The sequence below is a fragment of the Methylobacterium sp. AC433 genome, from assembly GCF_979253015.1.
In genome coordinates this window covers 76,280-89,381 of the sequence record NZ_CEEDBN010000003.1, presented here as the reverse complement: position 1 = coordinate 89,381, position 13,102 = coordinate 76,280, and the positions used below count along the sequence as shown (strand labels likewise).

The window sequence follows — 13,102 nt, the reverse complement described above, 5'->3', positions numbered from 1 at the left end:
CGAAGGCCCTGCGGCCCGTCACGGGTCCCGGCACGGCGGGGCGAGCCGCCATCGGATCGTCGCCTCGCAGCCGCAGGTGGTTGCGCGAAGCGAACCCGACATGGACAAGGCAGTCCCGGCGTTGCCCCGGCGACCCGCGATGGACCCCGACATGCCGGCTCAACCTCACAGCGAGATCGCGGACGGCGCGCGCTTCGCCTCGATTGCCGCTGCCATCACCTGCGTCGCGGTGGTCGGGATCGGGCTCAGCCTGACGATCCCGCTGCTCTCCATCGAGATGGAGCGCATGGGGGCCTCGAGCACCCTGATCGGGGTGAACACCGCGGTCGCCGGCCTCGCGGCCATTCTGACGGTTCCGTTCGTGCCGCGCCTCGCCGCCCGGCTCGGCGTCCTGCGCCTGCTCGTCGGCGCCATCGTCCTCGGTGCACTCTGCCTCGTCGCCTTCAAGCTGCTGCAGGGCATCGCTTGGTGGTTCGTGCTGCGCTTCGTGTTCTCCACGAGCCTCGGCGCCCTGTTCGTGCTCTCCGAGTTCTGGATCAACGCGGCCGCCCCGCCGGAGCGACGCGGGCTGGTGATGGGGATCTACGCGACGGTCCTGGCCCTCGGCTTCGCGGTCGGACCGGCCCTGCTCGCCGTCTTCGGCACACAGGGCTACGCCCCCTATCTCGGCGGCGGCGGCCTCTTCCTCGTCGCCCTGGTGCCGCTCCTGCTGGCCCGGGACCTGTCGCCCGTGATCGGTCAAGGGCGTGGGCGGTCCTTCTTCGCCTATCTGCGCCTCGCCCCCGCCGCCACGGTCGCGGCCCTGGTCTACGGCGCGGTGGAGACCGGCGGCTTCGCGATCCTGCCGCTCTACGGCCTGCGCCTCGGCTACGACGCCGGGACGGCGGCCGGGCTCGTCAGCGCGCTGGCGCTGGGCAACGTCGTGTTCCAGATCCCCTTCGGCTGGCTCGCCGACCGCATGGACCGCCGCCGCGTGCTGCTCATGGCCGGCCTCGGCGGCGCGCTCGGGTCGAGCCTGATCCCGCTCGCCTCCGCCTCGTTCTCCGCACTGCTGGTCCTGCTGTTCCTGTGGGGCGGGATCGCCGGCACGCTCTACACGGTGGGCCTCGCCCATCTCGGGGCGACGGTGCGCGGACCGGAGCTCGCAGGCGCCAACGCCGCCTTCGTGGTGCTCTACAATGTCGGCCTGATGCTCGGTCCGCCGATCATCGGGGGCGGCATGGACCTCGCCCCGCCCCAGGGCTTCGCCTACAGCCTCTGCCTGCTGTTTCTCGGCTACGCGGTGGTCGTCGCCCTGCGCATCGTCCAGCATCCGAAGCAGGATGCGCCTTGACGAATCCCGGCCGATGAGGCAATCACCCGCCGGTATTCAGCCGGCCAACGCCGGCCCTTTTGCGTTTCGCTGATGCGGAATGCCGCGATCACAGGAGCGCCGCGTCCATGGCCAAGGCCGTCACCGTTAAAGTCAAGCTGATTTCGACCGCCGATACGGGTTACTTCTACGTCACGAAGAAGAACTCCCGCACGCAGACCGAGAAGCTGTCGATGAAGAAGTACGACCCCGTCGTGCGCAAGCACGTCGACTTCAAGGAAACCAAGATCAAGTAAGCCCGCCGGGGCGTTCTCGCGCCGCACGGGTGTCCGAGGGGCCGTTTCTCCGGGAGGGGAAGCGGCCTTTTCGTTTGAGCGGCGGGACGGTTGATGTACCGCCGCGTTCGGGCGATGGAGAGCCCTCCGCGTCCCACCCGCAGGATGAGTTCATGGCAGACGATCCGGACCGCACCTTAGACGTCGACCTGTTCGTCATCGGCGGCGGCTCCGGTGGCGTCCGGGCGGCCCGCATCGCCGCCGGGTACGGTGCCCGGGTCCGGCTCGCCGAGGAGTATCGGGTCGGCGGCACCTGCGTAATCCGCGGCTGCGTGCCGAAGAAGCTCATGGTCTATGCCGGGCGCTTCGCCGACGACTTCGCGGATGCCGCCGGCTTCGGCTGGTCGGTGCCCGAACCGCGCTTCGACTGGAGCATCCTGAAGGCCCGGCGCGATTCGGAGGTGGCGCGGCTCGAGGGCATCTACGATGCCAATCTCGGCCGTGCCGGCGTCACCGTCGTTCCCGAGCGGGCCGTGATCGAGGATGCGCACACGGTGCGCCTCGTCGGATCGGACCGCCGCGTCACGGCCCGCACCATCCTGGTCGCGGTCGGCGCCCATCCGGTCAAGGAGCCGCTGATCCCGGGCGCCGAGCTCGCCATCACGTCCAACGAGGTCTTCGACCTCGAGACCCTGCCCGAGCGCATCCTCGTGGTCGGCGGCGGCTACATCGCGGTGGAATTCGCCGGCGTCTTCGCGCATCTCGGCAGCCGCACGACGCTGCTGCACCGGGGCGACCGCCTGCTGCGCGGCTTCGACGACGAGATCCGCGACGCCCTCGGCGAGGCCTATGCCGAGCGCATGGACCTGCGCCTCAACCGGACGGTGGAACGCCTCGACCGGACCGATGGCGGCATTCGCGTCACCCTCGACGACGGCAGCCATCTGGAGGTCGATCATGTCCTGACCGCCACGGGGCGGCGACCGAACATCGCCGGCCTTGGCCTCGATCGGGTCGGAATCGAGCCGGATGCGCGCGGCGCGATTCCGGTCGATGCGTTTTCGCAGACCTGCGTTCCGTCGATCTACGCGGTCGGCGACGTCACCGACCGGGCGGCGCTGACGCCGATCGCGATCCGCGAGGGCCATGCCTTCGCCGACACCGTGTTCGGCGACAAGCCCTGGTGCGTCGATCACGGCCTCATCCCCACCGCCGTCTTCTCGACGCCGGAGATCGGCGTCGTCGGCCACAACGAGGACGTGGCGCGCAAGCTCTACGGGGCCGTCGACGTCTACCGGTCGAGCTTCCGCCCGATGAAGGCGACTCTGTCCGGCCGCGCGGAACGTGTGCTGATGAAGGTGGTGGTCGATTGCGCGAGCGACCGGGTCGTCGGCGTGCACGTGCTCGGGCACGATGCCGGCGAGATCATCCAGGCCGTGGGCATCGCGGTCACGATGGGCGCCACCAAGGCGGATTTCGACCGCACCATCGCGGTGCATCCGACGGCCGGCGAGGAACTCGTCACGATGCGCAGCCCCGTGGTGACGAAGCACCCGGTGGGCGTCGGCTAGCGGCGCGGTGAGCGAGGCTCCGTCGCCCGATACGTCGCGGCGCTACATCTTCCGCCGGCGCGTCATCGGCAAGAACGCGCGCAACGACAGGATCCGCTACCGCGCGACGTTCCTGAACACCATCGGCACATCCCTGGTGATGCTGGGCTTCTTCCTGCCCGGCATCCGGCTCTACGACCGTTACGACTATCGCCTGACCCAGAGCGAGGCCCTGGACGTGATCTGGCGTTACTTCCAGACCGAGCCCGGCGTCGCGAGCCTCGGTGCCCTCACCCTGGGCTTTGCCCTGCACTGGATCGCCATCGGGCATCTCGGCAAGCTGGAGGATTGACCGCGGGTCAGCCCGGCGGCCACTTGAAGTCGTCGGCCCGGCCGGGTTGGGGCAGGGGCGCGGCGCCCCGCACCAGGGCCCGCTCGACGGTGCCCGACGGATCGGGATCGCGCGGCCGGCCGCTGATGAGGGTTCCACCCGGCGTCACCTCGGCCCGTCCGAGGGGCACGACGGGACCGGCAAGGGGCTTGACCGGAAGCGCCGGGATGCCCGGCGGCTCGGGCAGGCTCGGCAGCATCGCGGTGATCTGCCGGTCGATGGCGGCGGCATCGTCGAGTTTGGCCGTCTCGCCCTCCAGCGTCGGCTGCGGCGCCACCGCCACGGGGGCCGCGAGCGACGGCTGGGCCGGGGTGCCGGCCCCCATCATCCGCTTCAGCTCGACGTCGGCGAAATGCGCCATCTTGCGCGCGCCCGCCTTGGTGAAGTGCACGCCGTCCGCGGTGCGCAGCTTCGCCTCCTGCCCTTCGAGATCGGGACCCGTCGCGGTGTAGCGATTGCGATCGTCCACGAAGCCCGGCCAGATGTCGACGTAGGTCTGGCCGGCCTTGGCCACGCGCTCGCGAAAGATGTCGTTGATCGCCGCGATGTCCTTCGTCAGGGATTCGCTGCGCATGGGCGGCGCCCCGACCCAGATCAGCGGGATCTTGGCCTCGCCGAACACCCTGATCAGGGCATCGACCCGCTCGGCATAGAGGGTGCGCCAGCGGTCGCTCAGGGGGTCGAGGGTCTGGTCGCCCTCGCGGATGGGCTGACGATCGTTCGAACCCAGCATGATCACGGCGTAGCTGGTCTTCGGGTTCGCCTTCAGGAACTCCTCGGCGGCCTTCGGCCAGTCGACCACGTCCTTGCGCACGAGGCCGCTATCGGCCTTCGAGCGATCGACGACGCCGATCTCGGTGTTGTCCTCGAAGACGTTCGACAGCCCGCTCCCGAGGTGGCCCGCGAGCGTGTCGCCGAACACCGCGATGCGGGTCGTCGGCTCGACCTTCGGGACGGCGGGCTTCGGCTGGGCGACGACCGGAGCGGGGCGGGGGCGGCGGCGGACGGCACGTCCGTCGTCGTGACCCGAGCGCCCATCGTCGGCGTAGCCGCGATTGCGCGGCGGCGCTGGCCGGGCACTGGGAACAGGGGCGACCTGGGCCGGTGCCGGGCGGTCCTCCCAGGGCCAGTAGAACTGGCGCGGCGCCTCCTGCGGTGGCGCCGGCGCATAGCGCCGGTTCGCCTGCCGTGCTCCGTAGCCGTCGTCGTCCCGGTAATAGTCGCGCGCCCGGCGGCGCGGGGACGGGTAGTCGCCGCCCCGCGGCGCATCGTAGGAATCGCCCCACTGCGCGCGTGCCGGCGCGGCACCCGCGAGGAGCAGGGACAATCCGGAGAGGAAACACCAGGCCGCGCGCGATGCCGGCAAGGTCATGGGACGCCTCGATCGATCAGACCGGAGACCGGTCGGGTGCCGTCACCTTAGAGGAGGATGCGGGCGAGGTCTAAGGGCGGCGCCGGAGGTGCTCCAGCAGCGAAGGTGTGGCGTAGCCGTCCGCCGGCAGCCCCTCGGCGATCTGGTACTGGCGCACCGCCTCGCGCAGCTTCGGCCCGGCGCGCCCGTCGGCCTCGCCCGCGTAGAGGCCGCGCCCGGCGAGGCCGCTCTGGAGCGCCTGCAGCCCGGCCTTGTCGAGGCGGGCATCCCGCACGGGCCAGGGCGCGGCGAGGACGGGTCCGCCGGCCAGCCGGTCGGCGAGGTGCCCCACCGCCAGGGCGTAGGAATCCGACGTGTTGTAGGCGCGGACCACCTCGAAATTGTCGGTGATCAGGAAGACCGGGCCGCCGAGGCCACCGGGCAGGAACAGGCTGCCCAGGCCTGCGCCGGGCAGGGCTTCCCCGTCGGCACGCCTGACGCCGCGCTGGGCGAAATCCGCGAGGTTCCCGCGGTAGCGCGCGAGGTCGAACCCGGGCGGCAGGATCACCTCGTAGCCCCAGGACAGGCCCGGGTTCCAGCCCAGGGCCTTGAGATAGGCGGCGATGGAGGCGAGGGCATCGGCCTCCGATCCCCAGATGTCGCGATGCCCGTCCCCGTCGAAGTCCACGGCATGCGCCAGGAAGCTGGAGGGCAGGAACTGCACCTGACCCATGGCGCCGGCCCAGGAGCCCTTCATGCGCTCCGGCGTGACGTCGCCGCGCTCCAGGATGGTGAGGGCGGCGAGGAGCTCGTCGCGAAACAGGGCGCCGCGGAACTTCGCCTCCGCCAGGGTCGCGAGCGCCCGGATCGTCGGAACGCTGCCGGCGCTCGCCCCGAAATCCGATTCGACGCCCCAGAAGGCCAACACGATCCACCGCGGCACACCGTAGCGCGCCTCGATTCGGGCGAGGACGGGCGCGAGTCGCCTGGCCTGGGCCTGACCGCGGGCAATCCGCCCAGCCGAGACGGCGCCCACCAGATAGTCCCAGACGGGCCGCCCGAACTCGCCCTGCTTGCGCGTGCGGGAGAGGATGTCGGGATCGGGCCCGGAGATCCCCGCGAAGGCGGCCGAGAAGGTCCGGGGCGTGACGCCACGGGCCTCGGCATCCGGCCGCAGCGCGGCGACGAAGGCGGCAAAGCCCGATCTTGCCTCCATCGTCGCCGCAGCCGGTGTCGACGCGGCACCCGCCGCCTGGACGGGGCCGGCTCCGAGCAACGCGGCGAGGACGACGGGCGTCCAGCGCCTCACGTGCGATTGCGCCGGGTCAGGGCCTCTTCCCAGGCGAAGGCCTGGGCGACGATCCGGTCGAGGTCGTCGTTCTGCGGGGTCCAGCCGAGATCGCGGATGCGCTGCGCCTCGGCGACGATCTGGGCGGGATCCCCCGGCCGGCGCGGCGAGAGGCGAACCTCGAAATCGCGCCCCGAGACGCGCTTGACCACCTCGATCACCTCCAGGACCGAGTAGCCGCGGCCGTAGCCGCAATTCAGGGTCAGGCTCTCGCCGCCCGATCGGAGGTGGTTGAGCGCCACGCGATGGGCCTCGGCGAGGTCGGAGACCTGGATGTAGTCGCGCAGGCACGAGCCGTCGCGGGTCGGGTAATCGGTCCCGTAGACCTCCAGATGGGTCCGCTGGCCGAGGGCGGCCTGCGTCGCGACCTTGATCAGGTGGGTGGCATTCGGCGTCGATTGCCCGGTCCGGCCGCGCGGGTCGGCGCCGGCGACGTTGAAGTAGCGCAGGACGACGTAGGAGAAGCCATGGGCCTTGGCCGCATCGGCGATCATCCACTCGCTCATCAGCTTGGAGCGTCCGTACGGATTGATCGGCGCGGGCAGCAGATCCTCCGGCACCGGCACGACCTCCGGCTCCCCGTAGACCGCCGCCGTCGAGGAGAAGATCACGTGCTTGACCCCGCAGCGGACCGCGGTTTCGATCAATGCCCGCGTCTTTACGGTATTGGCCAAGTAGTAATGCAGCGGATCCGCGACCGAATCCGGCACGACGATGCGCGCGGCGAAGTGCGCGATCGCATCGATACGGTGCTGAAGGATGATTTCCGTGACCAGAGACTGGTCCGCGACATCGCCGACGACGAGCTTGACCTCGGGAGGGAGCGCCCAGTCGAACCCTGTCGAGAGGTCGTCGAGCACGACAACCTCTTCGTGTCCGGCGTCGAGAAGTGCCAGGACCATGTGGCTGCCGATATAGCCCGCCCCGCCCGTGACAAGAACCGCCATGACATCTTCTCCCCAAACGTCTCACCGACGATATATCGGAAATCGAGCTTGTCGGTTATGCCCGTAACGGCGACGCCTCGATCACCTCTGTCAGTGGAGGTTGTAGCGGGGCGACGTCAATCCATTCGAGGTTCTCCTCACCCTATCCTCGCTACCGGGTCCCGCTTGATGAAACCGATTCGCAAAGCCGTCCTGCCCGTTGCCGGCTTGGGCACCCGTTTCCTTCCGGCCACGAAGGCGGTTCCGAAGGAGATGCTCACCGTCGTCGACCGCCCCGTCGTGCAGCACGTCGTCGACGAGGCTCGGGAAGCGGGGATCGAGCACTTCATCTTCGTGACGGGACGCGGCAAGGCGGTGATCGAGGATCACTTCGACGTCGCCTTCGAGCTCGACCGTATGCTGCAGGAGCGGGGCAAGACCGAGGCCTACGAGGCCCTGAAGCGCGACCTGCCGGCCGCCGGCCAGACCAGCTTCACCCGGCAGCAGGCGCCCCTCGGCCTCGGCCACGCGGTGTGGTGCGCCCGCGAGATCGTCGGCGACGAGCCCTTCGCGGTCCTGCTGCCCGACATGCTGAGCCGGGGCTGCATGCAGCAGATGCTCTCCGCCTACGAGCGCCACGGCGGCAACGTCATCGCGGTCGAGGAGGTCAAGCCCGAGGAGACGCACCAGTACGGCATCGTCGGCGTCGGCCAGACCTTCGGCCAGACCTTCGAGATCAACGGCATGGTGGAGAAGCCGAAGGCCGGAACGGCACCGTCCAACTTCATCATCTCCGGGCGCTACATCCTCCAGCCCGAGATCTTCGACATTCTCGCGCACGGCGAGACCGGTGCCGGCGGCGAGATCCAGCTCACCGACGCCATGATCAAGCTCGCCAAGGACCAGGCCTTCTTCGGCATGCACTACCAGGGCCGGACCTACGACACCGGCTCCAAGCTCGGCTTCCTGACGGCCAACATCGCCTACGCCCTCGAGCGCAAGGACCTGTCCGATGCCCTCAAGGTGGAGATCGCGCAGCTCCTGAGCGAGCACTAGGGACGAGGCGCCGCCGCGGGAGGCGTGGTACGCCGCAGCGAGAATCTGCGTTGAACGACGTTCAAAGCCCTTGCATTTTGTGCGGCGCACTTTAGATTGTGCATTGCGGGACCGCGATGGCGTCGCGGTTCAGCAGCCCTTCTTGGGCGTTTCCTCCCTAGACTTCGGGCCGCTCTTCGGAGCGGCCTTTTTTTCGTCCGGTGTCCGGCGCGGCACGGCGGCTACCGGGCCAGCCGACGCCGTGAGGCTGGCTCCCAGAACATCGCCGGAATGCGGGCACGTCAGGTTGGAGGCAGAGGAGGCTACGGATCTGCACGCGACTGCGATGTCGGAGTCGCGGAGCGAAGGCTCGGCGTGGTGCCGCAGGGATCGATCATGCGCCGCCAAGCGGCGCGCGGGCCGGCCGCGCACGGGGCGGCGGTCGGCTCGCGGGACGACGGGCGCGAAAGCGCCGACGGACTCAGTTCAGGTAGGTGCGGATCCAGTTCGGCGAGAGGACCTCGCCATCCTCGGTGATGATCCAGGGCTGCTTGGCCGGATCGGACAGGGCGCCGGCCGCGGCCTCGATCGCCTCGCGCAGGGTGCGGTAGCGGGCAGGTTGGGCGAGGGGCGCCGGGACCGGAGCGGTGCGCCAGATCGTGAGATCGGCGGGGCGTTCCAGGGCTTGGGTTTCCATAGGTCTCGATTCCTTCAATCGTGAGGGTCGTTCCCCGCGATGCCGGATGTCCGGCCAGAAGTCTGTACGACCTCGAACCTGAACATTTGCCGCGGGACGTCTATCCGGGTGAATGGAAGCATCTCTAAGGCAGCTTTGAGGTCAAATCAGGCAAGAATGAAAAGCTCATTCCGGCCAGAACGCTCCCTCCCTCACATAAAGCGCGCTGTTGTTGATCAGCGCGCAGAATATGGCTGCTTTTGGACGCCCTCTCGTTCTGTTTTGTCGCTTTGGCTGACAATATCTAGCCGATGTTTATCTATGGTCGCGTCCGGCTTCCGTGTGCTGTCGCACCCTGATCCGTCACGGCACCCATCCAGTTGAAGGGCATTGGGTCACCGCCCAGTTAATGGACCTGCGAGGCGATGCGGTTTTCGCAGCATGGTGAAGAGGATGACACATGCCCGATCGGTATCCGCCGCAGCCGGCGGATCGCTTCCTGCGCTGGGCCGCCGGGGCGGCCCTCATCCTGCTCGCGCTGTTCGTGGCACAGCCCTACCTGACCGGCTTCCTGTTCTCGGCCGAGACCCCGCGGGCGGTCACCGCCCGGGGCGACCTCGCGCCCGCTGAGACGGCGACCGTGGACCTCTTCGCCCGCGCCAGCCCGTCGGTGGTCCACGTCTTCGTCCAGGCGGCGGCGCAGGGGCGGGCCCTGATGGGGGTCGACAGCGAGAACGGCGAGCAGGGCGGTGGCTCGCAGACCGGAACGGGATTCATCTGGGACGCGGCCGGGCACATCGTCACCAACAACCACGTGGTCGCGGCGGCCGCCCAGGGCGGCGGCTCCATCGCAGTGCGCCTGTCCTCGGGCGAGGTCGTCTCGGCGAGCCTCGTCGGCGCGGCGCCGAGCTATGACCTCGCGGTCATCCGCCTCGGCCGGACGACCGCCCCGCTGCAGCCCCTGGCGGTCGGCACCTCCGCCGACCTCAAGGTCGGCCAGTCGGCCTTCGCCATCGGCAACCCCTTCGGCCTCGACCACACCCTGACCACCGGCGTGATCAGCGCCCTGCAGCGGCGGCTGCCCACCAGCGCGGGCCGCGAGCTCTCGGGCGTGATCCAGACCGATGCGGCGATCAACCCGGGCAATTCCGGCGGACCGCTCCTCGATTCCGCCGGGCGGCTCATCGGCGTCAACACCGCGATCTTCTCGCCCTCCGGGGCCAGCGCCGGGATCGGCTTCGCGATCCCCGTCGACGTCGTGAACCGCGTCGTGCCCGAGCTGATCCGCAACGGCCGGACGCGCAATCCCGGCATCGGCATCATCGCGGGGCAGGAGGCCACCGCGGCTCGCCTCGGCATCGACGGGGTCGTCGTCCTGCGCGTCCTGCGCGGCTCGCCCGCCGCCGCGGCCGGCCTGCGCGGGGTCGATCCGCAGACGGGCGAGATCGGAGACATCATCGTGGGCGCCGGAGACCGGCCGGTGCACCGCCTCGCCGATCTCACCGCCGCCATGGAGGCTGCCGGCCTCGGCGCCTCGATCGAGCTCACCGTGGAGCGCGACGGGCGCACGCGCCGGGTCCGCCTGACCACCACCGACGTGGCGGAGAGCCGGCTCTGAGACCGCCCCCTCGTCACGGCGCGCGGCGCTCGCTAAAGCGGCGCATCGATCAGCGAAGGCGATCCATGGCCCGGCACCGCTCTCCCCCCGTCGTCCTGCTCTGGCTTGCCGGCGCCCTCGCCGCCGGCGCGGCCGAGCAGGTTCCGCCGCATCTCTGCCCGGAGAACGCACCGGAGGGCGTCCGGCTGCCGCCGCGACCCGGCTGCGGGACCGCCCGAGCGCGACCGGCGGCACCGGACGCGCAGGGCTTTCGCGACCTCGGCGGGGTGAAGCTGCGGGTCGGAGGCCGGGTGAGCGCCGAATACGGCACCGGCCGGTGACGTTCCTCGCCGGTGCGGTCGCGCTTCTCCTGATCTGGTGGTTCGGGCGGAACCTTCGGCTCCGGCATCCCGCCCTGACCACGCGCGTCCTGCGCCGGGTCGGAGGCTACGCCGCTCTCGCGGGGGCGGGCCTGTTCCTGGTGCGGGGCCGCGTCGAACTCGCGATCCTGTTCGGCGGGGGTGCCGTCTGGCTGCTCGAAGGCTCGGACGGTCTTCGGAGACGGGGCCGGGCCTTTGCCGCCCGCTTCGATCCGGTTCGCCTCACGGGCGCGACGATCGGCTTCGACGGGGCCGGCGAGGGGATCGCCCTTGCGGGACCCTATGCCGGTCAGCCCCTCTCGGTGATCCCGCTGCCCGCCCTGGTCGCCCTGTTCGGACGCGACGCGGAGACGACGCGGCGCCTAGAGGCGTATCTCGACCGCCGGTATCCCGGCTGGCGTGTAGACGCTCAGGGAGATCCCGACCCGGGGCCGCGCCGCGCGGCGTATCCAGGGGCGATGACGGAGCAGGAGGCCTATGAGATCCTGGGGCTTGAGCGCGGGGCGTCCCTGGAGCAGGTCCGCGCGGCTCATCGGACGCTGATGAAGCGGCTGCACCCCGACCAGGGAGGCACGGCCGAGCAGGCGGCCCGCGTCAACGCGGCCCGTGACAGGCTTAACAACCGACATCGCTGATACTCCACGCGCGTTGCCAGACAGGGAATGTCGAGGGTGCGGACGTCCGGCGATACGAACCGGGCGTAGCTGTGCTGTGCCGGGCCGCCCGCGGGCGGCTCCGGTCCCTTGCGGTGCCGTCAGCGCGAACTCAGCTGCGGGTGGCGAAACAGTTGAAGCCGTTGCGCTTCAGGGCGTTGCAGGCGTCCTGCGCGGTGTCCTGCTCGGCGAAGCCGGAGAAGCGGGCGCGGAACAGCGTGGCGCCGCCGTGCTCGACCTTCACGGTGTAGGGCGAGGCCTTGGCCAGCGCGCCGCCGGCCCGGCTGCGTGCGTCGGAGAGCATGGACTTCGCCTTGTCCTCGTCGTCCATGGCGCCGAGCTGGATGACCCAGGCCGTGGGCGTGATCCGCGCGCCGGCCACCGGCTTCGGACCTTCGGTGCGCGGGCCGTCGACGGAGGCGAGGCGGGCGTCGGTCTTGCCGCCGGCCGGGAACGCGGCCTGGCCGTTCGACGGCGCATAGGCCTGCGCCGAAGCCGGGAGGGCACCGGAGCGCCACTTCATGCCGGCGCTGCCGGGCGTCGTGGTGGCGGAGCGGTTGGGCGAGATGTCCAGGGGCTGGCCGGCCCGCAGGGTCGAGGCCGTGGTCTCCACGTCCGCCTCGTCATCGGCGGAGGCGACCTGGGTCCGGGTCCGCGAAGCGCCGTCGGCGACCACGGCCGGGCGGGCGCGCTCGGCGACCTCGGTGGTCGCGGGGGTCTGGCGGGAGCCGGCATAGGCGCGGGGCAGGGACTGGCGGACGAGGTCGGCCATGATGCGGTCGCGGCTGGCGCCGGACTTTCCGCCGAGCACGATCGCCACGATCTGCCGGTCGTCGAGCCTGGCCGCCGTCATCAGGTTGAAGCCGGAATCCCGGGTGTAGCCGGTCTTGATCCCGTCCACGCCCTGGACGTTGCCGAGGAGGCGGTTGTGATTGCCGATGACCCGGCCGCGGAAGGCGAAGGAGCGGGTCTGGAAATACTTGTAGTAGCGCGGAAAGCGGTCCTGGATCGCCCGGGCGAGGATCGTCAGGTCCCGCGCCGTGGTGATCTGGTCGGCATCCGGCAGGCCGGACGCATTGGCGTAGTGGGTGCGGCTCATGCCGAGCGCCTTGGCCTTCTGCGTCATCATCTCGGCGAAGCGTGATTCCGAGCCGGCGATGTTCTCGCCGATGGCGCAGGCCACGTCGTTGGCCGACTTGGTCACGATCGCCTTGATGGCGTCCTCGACCTCGATGGTGGATCCCGGGCGCAGGCCGAGCTTCGAGGGGGCCTGGGAGGCAGCGAAGGACGAGACGGTGAGGGGCGACTCGAGGGTGTAGCGCCCGCGCTCCAGCTGCTCGAACAGCATGTAGAGGGTCATCACCTTGGTGATCGAGGCCGGGTGGCGCAGCGAATCCTCGTTGATCGCGTGCAGCGTCTTGCCGGTCTTCACGTCCACCACCATGGCGGCGTAGGGCGGGTTGTAGCCGCCACCGCCGCCACCGCGGTGATGGTGGCCGCGCCGCGCCTCGGCCGGGGAGGCGAGGGCGGCCAGGACGGCGGCCGCCGCGATCGCGGCCGACAGGGCGGCCACCCGGCCGACGCGGGGAGTATGGCTACGCATCACGA

13 protein-coding genes are annotated in these 13,102 nt (G+C 70.3%); 8 read left to right on the top strand and 5 right to left on the bottom strand.

Going from position 1 to position 13,102, the window contains the following annotated elements; genetic code table 11:
- The first annotated feature begins 151 nt into the window (after window positions 1–151).
- The 4 genes from AC0IWM_RS06350 to AC0IWM_RS06335 all read left to right on the top strand — a co-directional run bounded on the left by AC0IWM_RS06350 (window position 152) and on the right by AC0IWM_RS06335 (window position 3,489).
- Entirely contained in the window at window positions 152–1,333 is a 1,182-nt protein-coding gene (locus AC0IWM_RS06350) for an MFS transporter (protein WP_471753593.1), read from the top strand.
- 107 nt (window positions 1,334–1,440) lie between these two features.
- Complete coding sequence (gene rpmG, locus AC0IWM_RS06345) at window positions 1,441–1,608, top strand: 50S ribosomal protein L33 (protein WP_018044575.1); 168 nt, start codon at window positions 1,441–1,443, stop codon at window positions 1,606–1,608.
- Between the two features lie 152 nt (window positions 1,609–1,760).
- Window positions 1,761–3,158 carry a glutathione-disulfide reductase gene (gor, locus tag AC0IWM_RS06340; protein WP_471753592.1) on the top strand — a complete coding sequence of 466 codons (1,398 nt, stop codon included), beginning with the start codon at window positions 1,761–1,763 and terminating at the stop codon, window positions 3,156–3,158.
- Between the two features lie 7 nt (window positions 3,159–3,165).
- Window positions 3,166–3,489, top strand: coding sequence for a hypothetical protein (locus AC0IWM_RS06335; RefSeq protein WP_471753591.1), 324 nt, complete (start codon window positions 3,166–3,168; stop codon window positions 3,487–3,489).
- 7 nt (window positions 3,490–3,496) lie between these two features.
- On the opposite strand, the gene AC0IWM_RS06330 is transcribed toward AC0IWM_RS06335, so the two are convergent.
- From AC0IWM_RS06330 to galE, 3 genes are all read right to left on the bottom strand, one after another.
- Window positions 3,497–4,900, bottom strand: a complete 1,404-nt coding sequence (locus AC0IWM_RS06330; protein ID WP_471753590.1) for an SGNH/GDSL hydrolase family protein — start codon at window positions 4,898–4,900, stop codon at window positions 3,497–3,499.
- A 70-nt stretch (window positions 4,901–4,970) separates the two neighbouring features.
- Complete coding sequence (locus AC0IWM_RS06325; RefSeq protein WP_471753589.1) at window positions 4,971–6,095, bottom strand: lytic murein transglycosylase; 1,125 nt, start codon at window positions 6,093–6,095, stop codon at window positions 4,971–4,973.
- 89 nt (window positions 6,096–6,184) lie between these two features.
- Entirely contained in the window at window positions 6,185–7,174 is a 990-nt protein-coding gene (galE, locus tag AC0IWM_RS06320; protein WP_471753588.1) for a UDP-glucose 4-epimerase GalE, read from the bottom strand.
- A gap of 168 nt (window positions 7,175–7,342) precedes the next feature.
- On the opposite strand from galE, the gene galU reads away from it, so the two are divergent.
- Complete coding sequence (galU, locus tag AC0IWM_RS06315; protein ID WP_471753587.1) at window positions 7,343–8,209, top strand: UTP--glucose-1-phosphate uridylyltransferase GalU; 867 nt, start codon at window positions 7,343–7,345, stop codon at window positions 8,207–8,209.
- A gap of 460 nt (window positions 8,210–8,669) precedes the next feature.
- On the opposite strand, the gene AC0IWM_RS06310 is transcribed toward galU, so the two are convergent.
- Window positions 8,670–8,885, bottom strand: coding sequence for a hypothetical protein (locus AC0IWM_RS06310; protein WP_055953370.1), 216 nt, complete (start codon window positions 8,883–8,885; stop codon window positions 8,670–8,672).
- A 439-nt stretch (window positions 8,886–9,324) separates the two neighbouring features.
- Between AC0IWM_RS06310 and AC0IWM_RS06305 the strand changes: the two genes are divergently transcribed.
- The 3 genes from AC0IWM_RS06305 to AC0IWM_RS06295 all read left to right on the top strand — a co-directional run bounded on the left by AC0IWM_RS06305 (window position 9,325) and on the right by AC0IWM_RS06295 (window position 11,476).
- A complete protein-coding gene (locus AC0IWM_RS06305; protein ID WP_471753586.1) occupies window positions 9,325–10,482 on the top strand; it encodes a S1C family serine protease in 1,158 nt (385 codons plus the stop codon).
- Between the two features lie 65 nt (window positions 10,483–10,547).
- On the top strand, window positions 10,548–10,802 hold the full coding sequence (locus tag AC0IWM_RS06300) for a hypothetical protein (protein WP_471753585.1): 255 nt from the start codon (window positions 10,548–10,550) through the stop codon (window positions 10,800–10,802).
- On the top strand, window positions 10,799–11,476 hold the full coding sequence (locus AC0IWM_RS06295; RefSeq protein ID WP_471753584.1) for a J domain-containing protein: 678 nt from the start codon (window positions 10,799–10,801) through the stop codon (window positions 11,474–11,476). Before AC0IWM_RS06300 ends, AC0IWM_RS06295 begins: the two co-directional genes overlap by 4 nt.
- A 130-nt stretch (window positions 11,477–11,606) precedes the next feature.
- On the opposite strand, the gene AC0IWM_RS06290 is transcribed toward AC0IWM_RS06295, so the two are convergent.
- Window positions 11,607–13,097: a serine hydrolase gene (locus AC0IWM_RS06290; RefSeq protein WP_471753583.1), complete on the bottom strand. Its 1,491-nt coding sequence runs from the start codon at window positions 13,095–13,097 to the stop codon at window positions 11,607–11,609.
- Window positions 13,098–13,102: the final 5 nt, after the last annotated feature.

Excerpts from the sequence above, each read along its gene's own strand:
- gor (WP_471753592.1), top strand. The coding sequence starts at position 1,761 with ATGGCAGACGATCCGGACCGCACCTTAGACGTCGACCTGTTCGTCATC.
- AC0IWM_RS06305 (WP_471753586.1), top strand. The coding sequence starts at position 9,325 with ATGCCCGATCGGTATCCGCCGCAGCCGGCGGATCGCTTCCTGCGCTGG.
- AC0IWM_RS06330 (WP_471753590.1), bottom strand. The coding sequence starts at position 4,900 with ATGACCTTGCCGGCATCGCGCGCGGCCTGGTGTTTCCTCTCCGGATTG.
- galE (WP_471753588.1), bottom strand. The coding sequence starts at position 7,174 with ATGGCGGTTCTTGTCACGGGCGGGGCGGGCTATATCGGCAGCCACATG.
- AC0IWM_RS06290 (WP_471753583.1), bottom strand. The coding sequence starts at position 13,097 with ATGCGTAGCCATACTCCCCGCGTCGGCCGGGTGGCCGCCCTGTCGGCC.
- AC0IWM_RS06350 (WP_471753593.1), top strand. The coding sequence starts at position 152 with ATGCCGGCTCAACCTCACAGCGAGATCGCGGACGGCGCGCGCTTCGCC.
- AC0IWM_RS06300 (WP_471753585.1), top strand. The coding sequence starts at position 10,548 with ATGGCCCGGCACCGCTCTCCCCCCGTCGTCCTGCTCTGGCTTGCCGGC.
- AC0IWM_RS06310 (WP_055953370.1), bottom strand. The coding sequence starts at position 8,885 with ATGGAAACCCAAGCCCTGGAACGCCCCGCCGATCTCACGATCTGGCGC.
- galU (WP_471753587.1), top strand. The coding sequence starts at position 7,343 with ATGAAACCGATTCGCAAAGCCGTCCTGCCCGTTGCCGGCTTGGGCACC.
- AC0IWM_RS06325 (WP_471753589.1), bottom strand. The coding sequence starts at position 6,095 with ATGGAGGCAAGATCGGGCTTTGCCGCCTTCGTCGCCGCGCTGCGGCCG.
- rpmG (WP_018044575.1), top strand. The coding sequence starts at position 1,441 with ATGGCCAAGGCCGTCACCGTTAAAGTCAAGCTGATTTCGACCGCCGAT.